We start from the raw sequence: 17,949 nt of genomic DNA on the forward strand, positions 1-17,949 counted from the left end.
ACGAGGTTAGGCGGTGTCCGGTGATTCCCGTCGGGCGGGCGGGGGCGTGCCGACGGGCGCGCGTGCCGGGCGGACGCGTGGGCCGGTGGGCGCGTGACGGGCGGACGCGTGGGCCGGTGGGGGCCCGTGCACCGGAAACGCCGGACGGCCCCGCCCCCCGGTGTGCGGGGAGCGGGGCCGTCCGGCGTTCGGTGCGGAGCCGCGAGCGTCAGCTCTCGGTCGACGCGGCCTCGGCGGTCGCCGGGCGGGTCGTCCGTCGGCGGCGGGTCCGGGGGGCCGGAGCCTCGGCCGCTTCGCCCGCCACGGCCTCCGCCTCGGCGACCACCGTGGTCTCCGGCTTGGCGACGGCGCGGCGACGGCGCTTCGGCTTCTCCTCCGCGGCGTCGGCGGCCGGTGCGGCCACGGCCGCCTCGGGCTCGGCCTTCACGGCGGTCTTCGGCGCGGCGGCCTTGCGGGTCCGGGGCTTCGCCTCGGCCTTCGTCTCCGTGGCCGGCTTGGCGGCCGTACGGGGACGGCGGCGCGGGCGGCTCTCGGACTCGGGCTCCGAGGGCGGGGCGATCTGGAAGTCGACCTCGTCCTCGGCGGGCTTCACGACCCGGGGACGGCGGCGCGGCTTCGTCTCGGCCTTGACCTCGGCGGCGGGCTCGGTGAAGCCCACGGCGACGGCGGCCACCGTCTGGAACTCCGGCTCGGCCGGAGCGGCGGCACGGGTGCGGCGGCGACGGGCCGGCTTGGCGGGCTCGACGGCCACGGGGGCCTCGACGACGACGGCCTCGGGCGCCTTCGCGACCGGTGCGGGAGCCTCCGCCACGGCGACGGCTGCAGCCTCGGCGGCGACGGCCTCCGCGACACCGACCCGGCCACGACGGCGGCGGCGCGGGGTGCGCGGCTCCGTCGCCCCGGCGCTCTCCGGCGCCGGTACGGCCTCGGTGGCGGGTGCGGGCACCGTGGCGGCGCCCTCCTCCTGGCCGGCTCCGCCACGGGTGCGGCGGCGCTGACGCGGGGTGCGCGCGGGGCGCTCCTCACGGGCCTCACGAGTCTCCCGGGCGGGACCCGAGGAGGCGGGAGCCTTGCGGCCCCGGCCACCGGTCTCGCCGAGGTCTTCGAGCTCCTCCGCGCGCAGACCCGCACGGGTCCGCTCGGCACGCGGCAGTATGCCCTTGGTGCCCTCGGGGATGCCGAGGTCCGAGAACAGGTGCGGCGAGGTGGAGTACGTCTCCGGGGGGTCCGGGAACTTCAGGTCCAGCGCCTTGTTGATCAGCTGCCAGCGCGGGATGTCGTCCCAGTCCACCAGCGTGACGGCGGTGCCCTTGGCGCCCGCGCGGCCGGTACGGCCGATGCGGTGCAGGTAGGTCTTCTCGTCCTCGGGGGACTGGTAGTTGATGACGTGGGTCACACCCTCGACATCGATACCGCGTGCCGCGACGTCGGTGCAGACGAGGACGTCGACCTTGCCGTTGCGGAAGGCGCGCAGCGCCTGCTCACGGGCGCCCTGACCGAGGTCTCCGTGGACCGCGCCGGAGGCGAAGCCGCGCTTCTCCAGCTGCTCCGCGATGTCGGCGGCGGTGCGCTTGGTGCGGCAGAAGATCATCGCCAGTCCCCGGCCGTCGGCCTGGAGGATGCGCGAGACCATCTCGGGCTTGTCCATGTTGTGCGCCCGGTACACGAACTGGGTCGTGTTCTTGACCGTCGTGCCCTCGTCGTCGGGCGACGTGGCGTTGATGTGCGTGGGCTGCGACATGTAGCGGCGGGCGAGGCTGATCACGGCGCCGGGCATCGTCGCCGAGAAGAGCATGGTCTGACGCTTGGCCGGCAGCATCGTGAGGATGCGCTCGACGTCGGGCAGGAAGCCCAGGTCCAGCATCTCGTCGGCCTCGTCGAGGACGAGGGCGCGGACGTGGGACAGGTCCAGCTTGCGCTGGCCCGCCAGGTCGAGCAGCCGGCCGGGGGTGCCGACGACCACGTCGACGCCCTTCTTCAGCGCCTCGACCTGGGGCTCGTACGCCCGGCCGCCGTAGATGGCCTGGACGCGGACGTTACGGACCTTGCCCGCGGTGAGGAGGTCGTTGGTGACCTGCTGGCAGAGCTCGCGGGTGGGCACGACGACGAGCGCCTGCGGCGCGTCCGTCAGCTTCTCGGGCGCGGCCCGGCCCGCCTCGACGTCGGCGGGGACGGTGACGCGCTCCAGCAGCGGCAGGCCGAAGCCCAGCGTCTTGCCGGTACCGGTCTTCGCCTGGCCGATGACATCGCTGCCGGAGAGCGCTACGGGGAGCGTCATCTCCTGGATCGGGAAGGGGGACATGATGCCGACGGCTTCGAGGGCCTCGGCCGTCTCGGGGAGAATCCCGAGGTCGCGGAAGGTAGTCAGGGTGCTGCCTCTTCTGTGAGACGCGGACCGAGGCGAACGCTGGGGGTCGTACCGTGCCGGGGTTGGTCATCCGGCCCTCGGGGAGGGCGCGGGTGGCGCGGGACCACTGCCGTCGCTCGAGCGCTCGTGCCGCTGAGGGGGCCCCTCATCTGCGGTCGTACGGTGTGTACGACCCGCGTGGAGGGCTGTCGGGTCGGAGCCGATCGGGCCACCGACCGGGCATCCTCATTCAAGGGCGCGCCTCTGGCATACGAAAATGCTCAGTAAGCGCAATACCACTGTACCCCGGATTCGCGCATGTGTGTTGGGCGAATTCATCGGAACGGTGTGATCTCGGTGGTGGACCGGGCCCTTACCACCAGGGCCGTGCGGGCTATTGTGCGCTCCATGGAGACGCCTGACAACGCCGCTCGCACGCCCGACGAAGCCCCCGCACCGACCGGCACCGCTGCCGGAAGCTGGTCGACGGCATCGGTCGACCCGCAGTACCGCGCCGCCGTGGTGGATCTGCTGGGCGCCCTCGCGTACGGGGAACTGGCCGCTTTCGAGCGGCTCGCCGAGGACGCCAAACTCGCGCCGACCCTCGGCGACAAGGCGGAACTGGCGAAGATGGCCTCCGCGGAATTCCATCATTTCGAGCAGCTCACCGACCGGCTCTCGGCGATCGGTGAGAACCCGACCGGGGCCATGGAGCCGTTCGCCAAGGCGCTGGACGACTTCCACCGCCAGACCGCCCCCTCCGACTGGCTGGAGGGCCTGGTGAAGGCGTACGTCGGCGACTCGATCGCCAGCGACTTCTACCGCGAGGTCGCCATCCGGCTCGACACGGACACCCGGGACCTGGTGCTCGCCGTCCTGGACGACACCGGTCACGGGAACTTCGCGGTGGAGAAGGTACGGGCCGCGATCGAGGCCGACCCCCGCGTCGGCGGCCGGCTCGCCCTCTGGGCCCGGCGGCTGATGGGCGAGGCGCTCTCGCAGGCCCAGCGGGTGGTCGCCGACCGCGACGCGCTCTCCACGATGCTGGTGGGCGGGGTGGCGGACGGCTTCGACCTCGCCGAGGTCGGCCGGATGTTCTCCCGGATCACCGAGGCGCACACCAAGCGGATGGCCGCCCTGGGCCTCGCGGCCTGAGGTACCGCGGACGGGGGCGGTGACTACCGCGCCGCCGCCGAACCGGTGATCCGGCTCCGGCCGCGCGGCCGGATCAGCAGCGACAGCGTCACCGCTCCGACCACCAGCGCGCCGGCCACCGTCGCCGTGGCGTGCCCGGAGTAGAGCACACCGTCCGTCAGATACGCCCCGAACAGGGCTCCCAGGGCGCCGGAGGGGTACACCGCACGGGCCGACGGAAGCCGGCCGGGCAGGACGCGGAGGGCGGCCCAGGACAGGGCGAGACCGACCACGGCGGAGCCGAAGGATTCCCAGATCACGGAGCATCACCTCGCGGAGTTCGTGGTTCCGTCCCCGCGGTCGCGGGGGCGACGGAGAGGGCTTCTCAGCCCTGGAGCCTTCCGTCCGGATCGAGTGGAAGGCCCTGTGCCGTCCTACCCGTGACCTGCGTCACGCAACCCTTCCGCGGCCTGGGGAAACCTTTCGGCGGAGCGCCGCGTTCCGCCGGGTCGACGCGCGGGGCGGCGCGCTTCCCGAACGTGCGGAGCGGTGTGCTCCCCGAACGCGCGGAGCGGCCCGGCGGGACATCCCGCCGGGCCGCTCCGTCGTGCCGCGCCTGGTGCCGCTTAGAGCGCGCCGAACCCGACACGCCGGGCCGCCGGCTCGCCGATCTCGACGTACGCGATCCGGTCGGCCGGCACCAGGACCTTGCGGCCCTTGTCGTCCGTGAGGCTGAGCAGCCGCGCCTTGCCGCCGAGCGCCTCGGTGACCGCGCTCTCGACGTCCTCGGCGGAAAGCCCGCTCTCCAGAACGATCTCGCGGGGCGTGTGCTGCACCCCGATCTTGACCTCCACGGCTATGTCCCTCCGACGGTCAGTCCCTGCGCGGTAGCCGCGCCGTACGCAGCCACATTAGCCCGGTGGGCCGAGCGCTCAGGGCCCGACCGGCCACGCCCGCAGCGAACACGCCGGGTGCCGCTATTCGGCCCCGTGCAGCGGGAAGCCCGCGATGCCGCGCCAGGCGAGCGAGGTGAGCAGCTGCACGGCCGTGTCGCGCGGGATGCCGGAGGGGCTGGAGAGCCAGTAGCGGGCCACCACCTGCGCGACCCCGCCCAGCCCGACGGCCAGCAGCATCGATTCGTCTTTGGACTGGCCGGTGTCGCCCGCGATGACGTCCGAGATCGCCTCCGCGCACTGGAGCGACACCCGGTCCACCCGCTCGCGCACGGCGGGCTCGTTGGTCAGGTCCGACTCGAAGACCAGGCGGAAGGCGCCGCCCTCGTCCTCCACGTACGCGAAATACGCGTCCATGGTGGCTTCGACGCGCTGCTTGTTCTCCGTCGTCGACGCGAGCGCGGTGCGCACGGCCTGGAGCAGCGACTCGCAGTGCTGGTCGAGAAGGGCCAGGTACAGCTCCAGCTTCCCGGGGAAGTGCTGGTACAGGACCGGCTTGCTGACACCGGCCCGCTCGGCGATGTCGTCCATCGCGGCGGCGTGGTACCCCTGTGCGACGAAGACCTCCTGGGCGGCGCCCAGGAGCTGGTTGCGTCGGGCGCGGCGGGGCAGGCGAGTGCCCCGCGGGCGCGCTGCCTCTGTCTGCTCGATGGCGCTCACGCCGCCTCCCAAATGTGTGTTCCGACACGGTGTCCACTGCTGACCGCGCCGCATGGCCATCGTACTTTTGGGTAACCCGGGTGCGCGCGGCGCGGACGCAGAATTTCACGGACCGGACAACTCCGGTAGCCATGGACCGGGGCCGCGACCTCGTCCGTGCCGGGACGAAGCGGTCCTGACATGCACGTTTCGTGGGTAATCATCCATGGCGGGGCGAGTTTCGGTCATTTCTCGGCCGCTCCTGCGGGCGGCCCGGCCCACACCGCCCCGTCACCGGCCGCGGTGGCGGCCGGTGACGGGGCGGTGTGGGGCACGACCTCAGCGGTAGTCGTCCTCGTCCTCGACGACCACCTTGGTCTGCTCCGCGACGTCGGCCGCGTCGGCCTCCTCGCCGCCGGCCTCCGTCAGCGGGTCGTCGTCCTCCTGCCGGACCTCCGTCCGCTGCTCCGCGGTGTCCGCGTCGGGGGCCTCCAGTCCCGGCGGGGCCGGCTGCTCCTTCTCGAACGTCTCCGGGTCGCTCGGGTCGACCGTCATGGTGACTCCCTTCCGTCCCTCATCCGAAGCCTATGAGCTCGACTCCTGCCCCGCGATGCGGCCTGTGACCGCGAACACATGAATCAGCGCGTGATCGTCTCGTAACATTGCCGCATGTCTTCGACCGAGCTGCCGGGTGTCCAGGCCGCCGCCGCGGCGGTCGCCCCCACGGTCAGTGCCGTGCACGTCGGGTCCGGGGAGAGTCTGCGCACCGTCCCCCTGGCCGGGCTGAGCCTGACCGTCCGTTCCCGGCCCGGCGCGCGCGCCGGGCTCCCTCCGGCGCTGTACGTGCACGGGCTGGGCGGGTCCTCGCAGAACTGGTCCGCCCTGATGCCGCTGCTGGCCGACGTGGTGGACGGCGAGGCGGTCGATCTGCCCGGGTTCGGCGACTCCCCGCCGCCGGACGACGGCGCCTACTCGGTGACCGCGCACGCCCGGGCGGTCATCCGGCTGCTCGACGCGCAGGGGCGCGGCCCGGTCCACCTCGTCGGCAACTCGCTGGGCGGCGCGGTCTCCACCCGGGTCGCGGCCGTCCGCCCCGACCTGGTGCGCACCCTCACCCTGGTCTCGCCCGCCCTGCCCGAGATCCGCGTCCAGCGCCCGGCCGTGCCGACCGGGCTGCTGGCGCTCCCCGGGGTCGCCGCGCTCTTCTCCCGGCTCAGCCGGGGCATGACCGCCGAACAGCGCACCCGCGGTGTCATGGCACTCTGTTACGGCGATCCCTCGCGGATCACCGAGGAGGGGTTCCGCCAGGCGGTGGCCGAGATGGAGCGACGGCTGGAACTGCCGTACTTCTGGGACGCCATGGCGCGCTCCGCCCGTGGCATCGTCGACGCGTACACGCTCGGCGGGCAGCAGGGGCTGTGGCGCCAGGCCGAGCGGGTGCTCGCGCCGACGCTCCTGGTGTACGGCGGACGGGACAAGCTCGTCTCGTACCGGATGGCGCGCAAGGCGTCCGGGGCGTTCCGCGACTCGCGCCTGCTGTCGCTGCCCGAGGCCGGGCACGTGGCGATGATGGAGTACCCGGAGGCGGTCGCCCAGGCGATCCGGGAATTGGTGGAAGACAACGACGGGAGCTGATCCGGGGCGTGGGACGACACAGCCGAAGGGGCGCCGGGGCCGAAGGTCCGGCGGGCGAAGCCGCACCGGACCGGGCCGGTGCGCCGGGGGCGGGCTCCGGCAGTGGCCGCCGCAGGCGGGCGCCCGAACCGGCGCCCCCCGGGCGCGACGGACAGCGGCCGCCCGAGGCGCCCGCGGACACCCCGTTCCAGGGCGTCCCGCAGGTGCGCGGCGGCCACCCCGAACAGCGTGAACCTGGTGGCGGCTGGGGCACGGGACCGCAGCCGCGCTACGGCCGGGGCGAGGCCCCGCAGGCCGGACGGCCCGCACAGCCCGTAGGCCCGGCCCGGCAGCAGACACGTTCGGGCGAATTCCCGCCCAGCAGGGCGGCCGGCGCGGGTGCGTCGGTCGGCCGGTCGGTGTCGCGGCCCGCGCCCGGCGGTACGCCGCTGATACCTGGCCCCCGGCCCGAGTTCGTAGAGGCGTTCGACGCCCGGTCCGCCGGACTTCCGGTGCGGCCCGTCCCCTCGCGGGTGTCCGCACCCGCCGAGGCGCCCGCCTCCGGGGACCGGCGCGACGACGGTCCGGACGGCGGCGGCGGAGACGGCGCCGAAGGCGCGGACGGCACCCCGGGCAAGGGTGGCCGGGGCGGCAAGGGACGGACGTTCACCGGTATCGCGGCGGCCGCGGTGACCACCGTGCTCGCCGTGGTCGTGGCCGGGCAGGTGGCCCAGGGGCACGGCGGCGACGGTTCCCCGCAGGCGTCCGGCACCCGGGGGAGTGGTCAGGGGGCCTCGCGGTCCGACGACCGCCCGACCCCCGGGACGGCCACGCCCGCACCGCTGAAGGCCATGTCGTACGAGGAGAAGATGGCCACGCCCTTCCCGCTCGCCGCCGATCTGGCGGGCGGCGGGAAGTTCGAGGTCGTCCCGGGTGCGGCCAAGGCTCCCGGCACCGGGCACAAGTACCGCTACCGGATCGACGTGGAGGTGGGACTCGGCCTCGACCCGTCCCTCTTCGCCGAGGCCGTGCAGAAGACCCTGAACGACGACCGGAGTTGGGCGCACCACGGGGACATGACCTTCGAGCGGATCTCCACGGGCACACCCGACTTCGTCATCACCCTGGCCAGCCCCGGCACCACCGGGGTCTGGTGCGCGAAGTCCGGTCTGGACACCACCGAGGACAACGTCTCCTGCGACTCCGCGTCCACCGAGCGCGTCATGATCAACGCCTACCGGTGGGCCCAGGGTTCGGTCACCTTCGGCCCCGACAAGCTTCTGCCCTACCGGCAGATGCTCATCAACCACGAGGTCGGACACCGGCTCGGGCACAACCACGTGAGCTGCCGGACCCCGGGAACGCTCGCGCCCGTGATGCAGCAGCAGACGAAATCGCTCGACATCGACGGCATCCCGTGCAAGCCCAACCCTTGGGTCTATCCGGTCAGTTGATCCGTCCTGTCCATATATTGGTACGACCGTCTCATTTCGCATTGACATGCGGATGAGCGGTCGTTCATATTTCTCCGCATGTCACGCATCCTGATCACCTCCGAGAGCGCCGCCCTGGAGCGCGCGCTCATCGGCGTGACCAGGCACTGCGTCGCCGACATTCTCTGTCGCTGACCCCTGCCCGGTCGTGCTCCGACCGCCGTCCGAAGCCCGAAGGGCATCCGGTGCGGCGCTCCGGCCCACGTCCCCGGCGCCCACCGGTCCGCAGGCGCGGCCTCTTCCGGCAGATGCCCCGGACCCGGTTCCTCCCGGGTCGGACCCGCCCGGCACGCGCCGGCCGGCCCGGCGGACCTCCTCCCCTCCCCGGGCCTCGCGCGACACGTACGGGTACCCGGTGAGGCGCGCCGCGCTCCCGCGGTCCCCGTTTCCCGGGCCGTCTCCCGACGTGCGTGTCCTCCTGCGCTTTCTCCTGCTTTCTCCCGCTTTCTCCTGTGTTCTCCGCCCCGCCGATCCGCCCCGCCGAACCGGCCGGGCAGTACCGAGAGGTCCCCTTCCGATGCGTCAGCCGTCCGCCATATCCCGCCGCGTCTCAGCGGCCGTCGTGGTTCTCGTCGTGGGCTCGGCCGTCGCGGCCTGCGGCCCGAAGGAGAGCGGGAGCGACGCCGGTTCCGGTGCCTCCTCGGCCGCTCCCGCCAAGGGCGGCACCCTCAGCGTCCTCAACCGCGCTCCCCAGGCGAACTTCGACCCGGCGCGGCTCTACACCTCCGGCGGCGGCGCCGTCCCGTCGCTGGTCTTCCGCACCCTCACCACCCGCAACCGCGAGGCCGGTGCCGCCGGTGCCGAGGTGGTCCCCGACCTGGCGACCGACCTGGGCACGCCCAGCGAGAACGCCACCGTGTGGACGTACACGCTCAAGGACGGGCTGAAGTACGAGGACGGCACCGCGATCACCAGCGCGGACGTCAAGTACGGCATCGAGCGCTCCTTCGCCGCCGAACTCTCCGGCGGCGCACCCTACTTGCGCGACTGGCTGATCGGCGGCGCCGACTACGCGGGCCCGTACAAGGACAAGAAGGGCCTCGCCTCGATCGAGACGCCCGACGACCGGACCATCGTCTTCCACCTGAACAAGCCGGAGGGCGAGTTCCCCTACCTGGCGACGCAGACCCAGACCACACCGGTACCGCAGGCCAAGGACACCGGCGCGTCCTACGAGAACCACCCCGTCTCCTCGGGGCCGTACAAGGTCGTCTCCAACGATGGCGACGGCGAGCACCTCGTCCTGGAGCGCAACCCCTACTGGTCCGAGAAGACCGACTCCGAGCGCAAGGCATACCCGGACAAGATCGACGTCCGCTCCGGTCTGGACCCGGCCGTCATCAACCAGCGCCTCTCCGCCTCGCGCGGGGCCGACGCCGCCGCCGTCACCACCGACACCAACCTGGGCCCGGCCGAACTCGCCAAGGTCACCGGCGACAAGGCCCTCGCCGCCCGCGTCGGCGAAGGCCACTTCGGCTACACCAACTACATCGCCTTCAACCCGAAGGTGAAGCCGTTCGACAACCCGAAGGTGCGCCAGGCGATCTCGTACGCCGTCAACCGCACCTCCGTCATCAACGCGGCCGGCGGTTCCTCGCTCGCCGAGCCCGCCACCACCTTCCTGCCCGAGCAGAAGTCCTTCGGGTACACGGCGTACGACGCCTTCCCCTCCGGCGCCACGGGTGACGCCGCCAAGGCCAAGGAAGTGCTGAAGGAGGCCGGTTACCCGAACGGGCTGACCGTCACCCTCACGCACGACAACGAGAAGAACTTCGCCACCAGCCCCGAGGTCGCCACCGCCATCCAGGAAGCCCTGAAGAAGGCCGGGATCACGGTCGAGCTCAAGGGCCTGGAGGACAACGCCTACTCGGAGACCGCGTACAACGTGAAGTCCGAGCCCGGCTTCTTCCTCGCCGGCTGGGGCGCCGACTGGCCCTCCGGCGGCCCGTTCCTCGCGCCGATCTTCGACGGCCGGCAGATCGTCGAGGACGGCTACAACTTCAACACCGGCCGGCTGGACGACGCCTCGGTCAACAAGGAGATCGACGAGATCAACAAGCTGACCGACCTCGACGCCGCCGCCGCCCGCTGGGGCGCCCTGGACAAGAAGATCGGTGAGCAGGCACTGACCGTGCCGCTCTTCCACCCGGTCTACCAGCGCCTCTACGGCGCGGACGTGAAGAACGTCGTCATCAGCGACTGGACCGGCGTACTCGACATCGCGCTGGTCTCGGTCAAGTAGCCATGGCCGAAGCACTGCTGGTCACGGAGGCGGGGACCGACACGGCCCCCGCCTCCGGGGCGCTCCCGTTCTGGCGCCGGCTCCGCGCCCGCCGCTCCGCACTCGTGGCGGCCGTCGTCGTCGCGCTGCTCGCCCTCATCGCCCTGGCCGCCCCGCTGCTCGCGGCGGCCGAGGGCCAGGACCCCAACGCCTTCCACGCCGACCTGGTGGACTCCGCGACCGGCGGCGTCCCCCTCGGCTCCTTCGGCGGGATCAGCGCCGAACACTGGCTCGGCGTCGAACCCCTCACCGGCCGCGACCTGTTCGCCCGCGTCGTCTACGGCGCCCGCGTCTCGCTCGGCGTGGCGCTCGCCGCCACCCTGGTCCAGGTCGCCATCGGCGTCACCCTCGGCATGGCGGCCGGACTCGGCCACCGCCTCGTCGACCAGCTGATCAGCCGTGCCACCGACATCGTCGTCGCCCTCCCCGTCATGGTCACCGCACTCGGCGCGCTCGCCGTGGTCCCCGCGGGCTTCCCCCGCCCCGTGCTGATCGCGGGCATGGTCGGGCTCGTCGGCTGGACCCACCTCTCCAAGGTCGTACGCGCCCAGACCCTCGCCCTCAAACGGACCGACCACGTCTCCGCCGCCCGGCTCAGCGGCTGGAGCGGCACGCGGATCGCCCGCCGCGAACTGCTGCCCGGCCTCGCCGCACCCGTCATCACGTACGCCGTGCTGCTCTTCCCCGGCAACATCGTCATGGAGGCCGCGCTGTCCTTCCTCGGCGTCGGCATCAAGCCGCCCACACCGTCCTGGGGACAGATGCTCAGCGACGCGGACACCTGGTACCAGGCCGCGCCGACCTACCTGCTCGTCCCCGCCCTGCTCCTCTTCGTCACCGTGCTGGCGCTGACGGTGCTGGGCGAGGGAGTGCGCAACGCCCTCGACCCCCGGGTCGCCTCGCGGCTGCGGGTCGGCACCGGCACCAAGAAGGAGGCCGGCGCGTGACCCGGTTCCTGCTGCGGCGCCTCGGCGGAGCGCTCCTCGTGCTCTTCGCCCTCAGCGTCGTCGTGTACGCCGTCTTCTACGTTGCCCCGGGCGACGTCGCGCAGATCGCCTGCGGCCCGCGCTGCTCGCCCGCGCAGGTCGCCCAGGTCACCGCGCAACTCCGGCTCGACGACCCGGTGTACGTGCAGTACGCCCACTTTGTCCAGTCCCTCTTCACCGGCCACGACTACTCGACCGGCACCGGCACCGAGCACTGCCCGGCACCCTGCCTCGGCCGCTCCTACCGGGACGACGAGCAGGTCACGGAGCTGATCGTCACCAAGCTCCCCGCCACCGCCTCGCTCGCCGCCGGCGCCTTCGTGCTCTGGGTCCTCGTCGGCGTCGGCACCGGGCTGCTCTCGGTGTGGCGGCGCGGCCGGGCGACCGAGCGCATCCTCACCGGGGTGACGCTCGCGGGCATGTCGACGCCCGTCTTCGTGCTCGGTCTGATGCTGATCATCGTCTGCTGCTCGACGCTGCAGATCCTCCCGTTCCCGGTCTACGTCCCGCTGACCGACGACCCCGAGCAGTGGTTCTGGAACCTGCTGCTGCCCTGGGTCTCGCTGGCCCTCGTCTCCGCGGCCCCGTACGCCCGGATGACCCGCGCGGCGATGCTGGAGACGCTCGCCGAGGACCATGTGCGCACCTTCCGCGCCTACGGGGTGAGCGAGCGGCGGATCGTCGTCCGGCACGCCCTGCGCGGAGCACTCGCACCGGTGATCGCACTCGGCGCGGTGGACATCGGCGCGATGTTCGGCGGCGCCGTGCTCACCGAATCGCTCTTCAACATCCCCGGCGTCGGCCGGGAACTCGTCGACGCCGTGCAGACCGTCGATCTCCCCGTCGTCGTCGGACTGGTGCTCGTCACCGGGTTCTTCGTCGTCCTCGCCAACGTCGTCGCGGACATCCTCCACGCGGCGGCCGACCGTCGGGTGGTGCTGTCATGAGCCTGGTCGAGGTATCCGGTCTCACCATCGACTTCGGCGGCGTCCGCGCCGTCGACGACCTCTCCTTCACCCTGGAGAAGGGCGCCGCCCTCGGGGTCGTCGGGGAGTCCGGCTCCGGAAAGAGCGCCTCCGCGTACGCCCTGCTCGGCCTCCACCGGGGAACCGGGGCGGTCGTGGGCGGCTCGGTCACCGTGGCCGGAGTGGACGTGCAGGCCGCGGACGACGCGGGACTGCGGGCGCTGCGCGGAGCCAAGGCGGCCATGGTGTTCCAGGACCCGCTCTCCTCGCTCGACCCCTACTACGCCGTCGGCGACCAGATCGCCGAGGTGTACCGGGTGCACCACCGGGTCTCCCGGCGCGCCGCCCGGGCCCGCGCGGTGGACGTCCTCGGCCGGGTCGGCATCCCGGACCCGGTGCGCCGCTCGCGCTCCCGGCCGCACGAGTTCTCCGGCGGCATGCGCCAGCGGGTCCTCATCGCGATGGCGCTGGCCTGCGAGCCCGAACTGCTCATCGCTGACGAACCGACCACCGCACTGGACGTCACCGTGCAGGCGCAGGTCCTCGACCTGCTCCACGACCTCCGCCGGGAGACCGGCATGGGACTGCTGCTCGTCACCCACGACGTCGGGGTCGCCGCCTCGACCGTCGACGACATCCTGGTGATGCGGGGCGGCCGGGACGTCGAACGCGGCCCGGTCGCGGAGGTACTGGGCGCCCCCCGGCACCCGTACACCCGCGCACTGCTGTCGGCCGTTCCCCGCGTCGACGCGCCGCGCGACCGGCGCGTCCCCGCGGTCCCGGTGTCCGGGGCCGCCGAGGCGGGCGAGCCACTGCTCGAAGCGGTGGACCTGCGGTGCGAGTTCGGCCGGGGACGCGACCGGGTCACCGCCGTGGACGGCGTGTCCCTCACCCTCCGGGCCGGCGAGACGCTCGGCATCGTCGGCGAGAGCGGGAGCGGTAAGACCACCCTCGGACGCATGCTGGTACGGCTCCTCGACCCGACCGGCGGCCGGCTCCGCTACGCGGGCACGGAGATCGGCTCGCTGTCGGCGAGGGAAATGCGCCCGCACCGGCGCGAGCTCCAGATGATCTTCCAGGACCCGGTCGCCTCCCTCAACCCGAGGCGGTCCGTGGGCGAGTCCGTCGCCGACCCGCTGCGTGCGGCGGGCGAACTCGACGACACCCGCATCCGGCACCGGGTCGGCGAACTCCTGGAACGGGTGGGGCTGGACGCGGCCCGGTACGACAGCTACCCGCACGAGTTCAGCGGCGGGCAGCGCCAGCGCGTCGGGATCGCCCGCGCGCTCGCCGCCGAACCCCGGATCATCGTCTGCGACGAGCCCGTCTCCGCGCTCGACGTCACCACCCAGGCCCAGGTCGTCGCGCTCCTCGCCGAACTCCAGCGGGAGCTCGGCATCGGCCTCGTCTTCATCGCCCACGACCTCGCCGTGGTCCGGCAGGTCAGCGACCGGGTCGCGGTCATGCGCCACGGCCGGATCGTCGAACACGGGGCCGTCGACGAGGTGTACGGCTCTCCCGAGGACCCGTACACCCGGCAGCTCCTGGCCGCCGTGCCCGCCCCCGATCCGGGGGAGGCGGCGGCCCGGCGGGCCGCGCGCAGGGAGCTCGCAGCGGCCTGACGGGGCGTGGAGCGGAGGCGCCCGGAGGGGTGTTTCGCGGCGAAACGCACAAAGACCGGGAAAGTTACGCCGGTTCACCCCTTCTGGTGGCGTGACGGACAACCGTCCGTCGCGCCACCGGCGTATCCGCTTACGGTCGTCCCGACGCTGGTCACCGGCCAACGGTGGCTGCCCACATGGGAGATCGGGGGTGTACTCGTGCGTATCGGCCTGCTCACCGACGGCGGTTATCCGTATGCGGACGGTGAGTCCAGACTGTGGTGCGACCGCTTGGTACGTGGTCTGCCCCAGCACGAGTTCGACCTCTACGCGCTGAGCCGCTCCGCCCGCCAGGAGAAGCTCGGGTGGGTGAGCCTGCCGCCCCAGGTGGGGCAGGTACGGACCGCGCCGCTCTGGACCGCGCCGCCCGGAACCCCGGACGCGAGCGCGCGTCAGGACGATCGGGGCGGCTGCCTCACCCGGCTCGTGACGGGCGGCGGGGGCGCCTACGGCCGCCGCGAGCGCCGGCGCTTCACGGCGCATCTGACGGCGCTCGCCACGGCGGTCAGCGCCTCCGGTGCCGGTGTCGGTGCCGGTGTACCGGTATCCGCCGGGAGCGACGCACCGGGCGGGGCCGGCCGGGCGGCCGACGGGCCGGCCGGACTCTTCGCCGAATCTCTCTACGGACTCGCCGATCTGGCCCGGGAACACGGCGGACTGCCCACCGCGCTCCGTTCCGAGACGGCCCTGCGCGTGCTGGAATCGGCCTGCCGCGCCCGGGGTACCGGCCGTACCGTCCAGCGCGCCACCGTCACCGACCACCTGGCCTTCGCCACCGAACTCGCCCGTCTGCTGCTGCCGCTCTCGCTCGACTGGTACACCGCCGAGGCGCTCGGCGGCGTCGACGTCTGCCACGCGGCCTCCGGTGGCACCGCCGCCCTCCCCGGACTGCTGGCCAAACGCTTCTTCGGTGTTCCCCTCCTGGTCACCGAGCACGGCCTGCCGCTCCGCACGCACTACCTCTCCGCCACGGACACGCCGTTCGGCGCGCCGGTACGCACCCTGCTCGCCAACTTCCACGCACTGCTCGCGGCCGAGGTCTACTGCCAGGCCGCCGTTGTCACCCCCGGCAACACCCACGTACGCCGCTGGCAGCAGCGCTGCGGCGCGGACGCGGCGAAGCTGCGCACGGTGTACCCGGGCATGGAGACCGGGCGCTTCCCGCAGGTGGGCGAGGGCGACAGCGCCGGTCCGGACACCCTGGTGTGGGTGGGCCGGGTCGAGCCCGCCAAGGACCTCGTCGCCCTGCTGCACGCCTTCGCCGAGGTGCACCGGGCCGAACCCGGGACCCGGCTGCGGATCTTCGGTGTCCCCGCCGAGGGCCCCGAAGGCGCCGCGTACCTCGCGCACTGCCGCGCCCTGGCGGAGCTGCTCTTCCCCGGGACCACCGCCGGGGACACGGCCGAGTCCGGGGACCGGGCGGGGGACGGGGACACGCGGGGGGCGGGGAGGTCCGGTGCCGGAGAGCCCGGGGCCGTGGAACGCCCGGTCTCCTTCGAGGAGATCGGCGGAGCCTCCGGAACGGACGACCTCGCCGGGGCGTACGCGGCGGGCGGGGTCGTCGTGCTGTCCAGTGTGGTCGAGGGTTTTCCGATCAGCCTGGTGGAAGCGATGTTCTGCGGCCGGGCCACCGTCTCGACGGACGTGGGCGCGGTGGTCGAAGTCATCGGCGGTACAGGGCTGGTGGTCCCCCCGCGCGACACCCCGGCGCTCGCGGACGCCTGCCTCGCGCTGCTGCGCGACCCGGAGCGCCGTGCGCGCCTGGGCGAGGCGGCGCGGGAGCGCGCCCTCGAACTCTTCACCGTGGAGCAGAACCTCGCGGCCTTCCGTGCGCTCTACCAGGAGCTGACCACGGGCCATCCGCCGCACCCGACGGGCACCGCCCCCGCCGCCGGCCGCCCGGCGGCCGGGAGCGGCGGAGCGCCGGACGCCTCGGCGCCCCGCCCGTTCGCGGTCCCGCCCGAGGAGTACGTACGCCACGGCCGGCCCCGTACCGAACCGGTGGGGCGACGGCCCGTCAGGGCAGCCGCCGGGCGGACCCCGGCCTGGGCCGCGGCACCGGAGAAGGCCGCCCCCGGGAAGACCGTGCCCGGGAAGGTCGGCGCCGCCGCGACGGCCGGAGCGGGGGACGGCGATGCGTGACCCCCTCGACCACCTGTCCGCCCCGGGCAACGAACCGTACGGAGGAACCCTCATGGGCCGCGCGCCCGAAGCCCTCGACGTGCCGAACGGTCCCTCGCCCGCCCCCGCGTCACCCGCCCCGGCGGCCGAGCACGTCCCGGCCGACAACCTCCCGGCCGAGCGCGTTCCGGAGGAGGAGCACGCGAGGACGGAACCCGTGGAGGAGCCAGGCACCAAGGCGCCAGGCACCAAGGCGCCAGGCACCACGGAGGCGGACACCACGGAGGCGGACACCGCACCGACCGTCCCCGCGCCGACCGTCGCCGTGCGGCCGGTCATCCCCTCCCCGAGGGCCGTCCCCACGCCGGCCGACCCCGTTCGCGCCCTGCTCCACCGCCACCGCGAGCTCTGCGAACGCGCCGTCGACCCGCTGGAGATCGCCGCCGGTCTGGAGGCGCACGGGCTCACCGACCGGGCCGCCGCCCGCTACCGCCACCGGGACGTCTTCTCGCTGGCCGAGGAGCTCTACGCCCGGGTCCCCCGGCCCGCCACCGGTCCGGTCCGGGCGGCGGCCGACCGGCGGACCGGGCACGAGCCCGACCACCGTGCCGCCTGGACCCTGCACGTCCTGCTGCCCGGGGCCGCCTGCCTCGCCACCGTGGGGGCGCTCCGGGTGACGGAGGGGGTGCTCGGCGCCGGCGCACGGAACGTCCTGACGACCGCCGGTGTCCTGCTGGTCTTCCTGGCGCTCCGGTCCGCCCTGGCCGCCGGCCCGCTGCACGCCCCGGCGGGCTCCGGCCGGACCGCCCGCTACACCTGCTGGCTCCTCGGCTACGCGGTGTACGGGGAGGAGCTGCTCGCCCAGGTCCTCAGCGGTGGCCCGGACGGCCATTGGCCCGGCACCCCGGCCCCGCTCCTCGGCCTCTCCCTCGCCGTGGCCCCGGCCGCCTGGTGCGCCCACCTCTTCGCCGTACGCGCCCGGCGCAAACTCGGTGGCAGCCGCGCGCTGGAGGAGTTCAGCGCGGGGGTGCGCCCGGTGCTGCTGACGAGCGTCGCGCTCTTCCTCGCCGCTCTTCTGCCGCTCATGCTCCTCGCCGGCCTCGGGTACGGCGGACACGGCGTCCCGCTCTCGGCCTACGCCCTCGGGCTGCTGCTCTTCCTGGCCCGGCTGGAGACCGCGCACGGCCTCCTGGCCCCAGCCGTCACCGCGTTGGCCGCCGCCAGCGCGGTCGAGGCGGCGGCCCCGCTCCTCGTGCTGAGCGGCCGGCTGCCCGGCCTCGGTCTCCTGGCCCGGCCCGTCGACCTGCTGGTGATGGCGGGCGGTACCGGCGCCGTACCCACTCTGGCCTGCGGCGGGGCCGCGCTCGGGCTGCTGGCGCACGCAGCCGTGGCGCTCGCCCGTGCCTCCGCCCACCACCGCCACTGACCCCCACCCGCCGACACCGGGCGCACCGGCCCCGCGCACCGAGCGCCGACGTACCGCGCGCACCGGCGGCGAGGGGCGCCGCCGCAGGGACCGTGCCCGGTCCGGTCCGAAGACCGCACCACCACGCACGACCCCGCACCACCGCGCCCCATCCCGTACCACCCCGCCCCACCCCGTACTTCCCACCGCCCCACCCCGTACTTCCCACCGCCCGCGGAGCCGACGCCGCGGGAGATCCGTACCGCACACGCCTTTCCCACCAAGGAGAAACCGGACATGACCCGCCGACCCGCCGCACCGGCCACGCGCCGCCGGCACCCAGGGAGCGC

15 protein-coding genes are annotated in these 17,949 nt (G+C 73.7%); 10 read left to right on the top strand and 5 right to left on the bottom strand.

Annotation, left to right across the window (positions count from 1 at the left end):
* Positions 1 to 208: 208 nt before the first annotated feature.
* The gene (locus ACWCWD_RS09775) at positions 209 to 2,302 is read right to left on the bottom strand and encodes a DEAD/DEAH box helicase (RefSeq protein WP_450771568.1); all 2,094 of its coding nucleotides are present in this window, start codon (positions 2,300 to 2,302) and stop codon (positions 209 to 211) included.
* Between the two features lie 453 nt (positions 2,303 to 2,755).
* On the opposite strand from ACWCWD_RS09775, the gene ACWCWD_RS09780 reads away from it, so the two are divergent.
* Positions 2,756 to 3,502: a ferritin-like fold-containing protein gene (locus ACWCWD_RS09780; RefSeq protein WP_450771570.1), complete on the top strand. Its 747-nt coding sequence runs from the start codon at positions 2,756 to 2,758 to the stop codon at positions 3,500 to 3,502.
* Positions 3,503 to 3,525: 23 nt separating this feature from the next.
* Here ACWCWD_RS09780 and ACWCWD_RS09785 read toward each other — a convergent pair whose 3' ends face one another.
* The 4 genes from ACWCWD_RS09785 to ACWCWD_RS09800 form a co-directional block, all read right to left on the bottom strand.
* Positions 3,526 to 3,801 (bottom strand): hypothetical protein, encoded by a 276-nt coding sequence (locus ACWCWD_RS09785; RefSeq protein ID WP_450771572.1) that lies wholly within the window; start codon positions 3,799 to 3,801, stop codon positions 3,526 to 3,528.
* A 306-nt stretch (positions 3,802 to 4,107) separates the two neighbouring features.
* Positions 4,108 to 4,335: a DUF3107 domain-containing protein gene (locus ACWCWD_RS09790; protein ID WP_450771574.1), complete on the bottom strand. Its 228-nt coding sequence runs from the start codon at positions 4,333 to 4,335 to the stop codon at positions 4,108 to 4,110.
* Between the two features lie 123 nt (positions 4,336 to 4,458).
* A complete protein-coding gene (locus ACWCWD_RS09795) occupies positions 4,459 to 5,094 on the bottom strand; it encodes a TetR/AcrR family transcriptional regulator (RefSeq protein ID WP_327177847.1) in 636 nt (211 codons plus the stop codon).
* Between the two features lie 318 nt (positions 5,095 to 5,412).
* Entirely contained in the window at positions 5,413 to 5,628 is a 216-nt protein-coding gene (locus ACWCWD_RS09800; RefSeq protein ID WP_450771576.1) for a hypothetical protein, read from the bottom strand.
* A 114-nt stretch (positions 5,629 to 5,742) separates the two neighbouring features.
* On the opposite strand from ACWCWD_RS09800, the gene ACWCWD_RS09805 reads away from it, so the two are divergent.
* From ACWCWD_RS09805 to ACWCWD_RS09845, 9 genes are all read left to right on the top strand, one after another.
* Positions 5,743 to 6,708 (top strand): alpha/beta fold hydrolase, encoded by a 966-nt coding sequence (locus ACWCWD_RS09805; RefSeq protein WP_450771578.1) that lies wholly within the window; start codon positions 5,743 to 5,745, stop codon positions 6,706 to 6,708.
* Positions 6,709 to 6,716: 8 nt separating this feature from the next.
* A complete protein-coding gene (locus ACWCWD_RS09810; RefSeq protein WP_450771580.1) occupies positions 6,717 to 8,141 on the top strand; it encodes a DUF3152 domain-containing protein in 1,425 nt (474 codons plus the stop codon).
* A gap of 78 nt (positions 8,142 to 8,219) precedes the next feature.
* Entirely contained in the window at positions 8,220 to 8,315 is a 96-nt protein-coding gene (locus ACWCWD_RS09815) for an Ms4533A family Cys-rich leader peptide (RefSeq protein ID WP_327177851.1), read from the top strand.
* 382 nt (positions 8,316 to 8,697) lie between these two features.
* Positions 8,698 to 10,422 (top strand): ABC transporter substrate-binding protein, encoded by a 1,725-nt coding sequence (locus ACWCWD_RS09820; protein WP_450771582.1) that lies wholly within the window; start codon positions 8,698 to 8,700, stop codon positions 10,420 to 10,422.
* A 2-nt stretch (positions 10,423 to 10,424) separates the two neighbouring features.
* Positions 10,425 to 11,408 carry an ABC transporter permease gene (locus ACWCWD_RS09825; RefSeq protein WP_450771584.1) on the top strand — a complete coding sequence of 328 codons (984 nt, stop codon included), beginning with the start codon at positions 10,425 to 10,427 and terminating at the stop codon, positions 11,406 to 11,408.
* On the top strand, positions 11,405 to 12,394 hold the full coding sequence (locus tag ACWCWD_RS09830) for an ABC transporter permease (protein WP_450771585.1): 990 nt from the start codon (positions 11,405 to 11,407) through the stop codon (positions 12,392 to 12,394). Before ACWCWD_RS09825 ends, ACWCWD_RS09830 begins: the two co-directional genes overlap by 4 nt.
* Positions 12,391 to 14,034 (top strand): dipeptide ABC transporter ATP-binding protein, encoded by a 1,644-nt coding sequence (locus tag ACWCWD_RS09835; protein WP_450771587.1) that lies wholly within the window; start codon positions 12,391 to 12,393, stop codon positions 14,032 to 14,034. Before ACWCWD_RS09830 ends, ACWCWD_RS09835 begins: the two co-directional genes overlap by 4 nt.
* A 198-nt stretch (positions 14,035 to 14,232) precedes the next feature.
* A complete protein-coding gene (locus ACWCWD_RS09840) occupies positions 14,233 to 16,215 on the top strand; it encodes a DUF3492 domain-containing protein (RefSeq protein WP_450771589.1) in 1,983 nt (660 codons plus the stop codon).
* Positions 16,208 to 17,620: a hypothetical protein gene (locus ACWCWD_RS09845; RefSeq protein ID WP_450771590.1), complete on the top strand. Its 1,413-nt coding sequence runs from the start codon at positions 16,208 to 16,210 to the stop codon at positions 17,618 to 17,620. Before ACWCWD_RS09840 ends, ACWCWD_RS09845 begins: the two co-directional genes overlap by 8 nt.
* The last annotated feature ends 329 nt before the right edge of the window (positions 17,621 to 17,949 follow it).

Source organism: Streptomyces sp. NPDC001493 (genome assembly GCF_053597235.1).

Bases quoted from the DNA above. Each gene is read 5' to 3' on its own strand.
- ACWCWD_RS09775 (WP_450771568.1), bottom strand. From the start codon at position 2,302: ATGTCCCCCTTCCCGATCCAGGAGATGACGCTCCCCGTAGCGCTCTCC.
- ACWCWD_RS09780 (WP_450771570.1), top strand. From the start codon at position 2,756: ATGGAGACGCCTGACAACGCCGCTCGCACGCCCGACGAAGCCCCCGCA.
- ACWCWD_RS09800 (WP_450771576.1), bottom strand. From the start codon at position 5,628: ATGACGGTCGACCCGAGCGACCCGGAGACGTTCGAGAAGGAGCAGCCG.
- ACWCWD_RS09805 (WP_450771578.1), top strand. From the start codon at position 5,743: ATGTCTTCGACCGAGCTGCCGGGTGTCCAGGCCGCCGCCGCGGCGGTC.
- ACWCWD_RS09815 (WP_327177851.1), top strand. From the start codon at position 8,220: ATGTCACGCATCCTGATCACCTCCGAGAGCGCCGCCCTGGAGCGCGCG.
- ACWCWD_RS09820 (WP_450771582.1), top strand. From the start codon at position 8,698: ATGCGTCAGCCGTCCGCCATATCCCGCCGCGTCTCAGCGGCCGTCGTG.
- ACWCWD_RS09825 (WP_450771584.1), top strand. From the start codon at position 10,425: ATGGCCGAAGCACTGCTGGTCACGGAGGCGGGGACCGACACGGCCCCC.
- ACWCWD_RS09835 (WP_450771587.1), top strand. From the start codon at position 12,391: ATGAGCCTGGTCGAGGTATCCGGTCTCACCATCGACTTCGGCGGCGTC.
- ACWCWD_RS09845 (WP_450771590.1), top strand. From the start codon at position 16,208: ATGCGTGACCCCCTCGACCACCTGTCCGCCCCGGGCAACGAACCGTAC.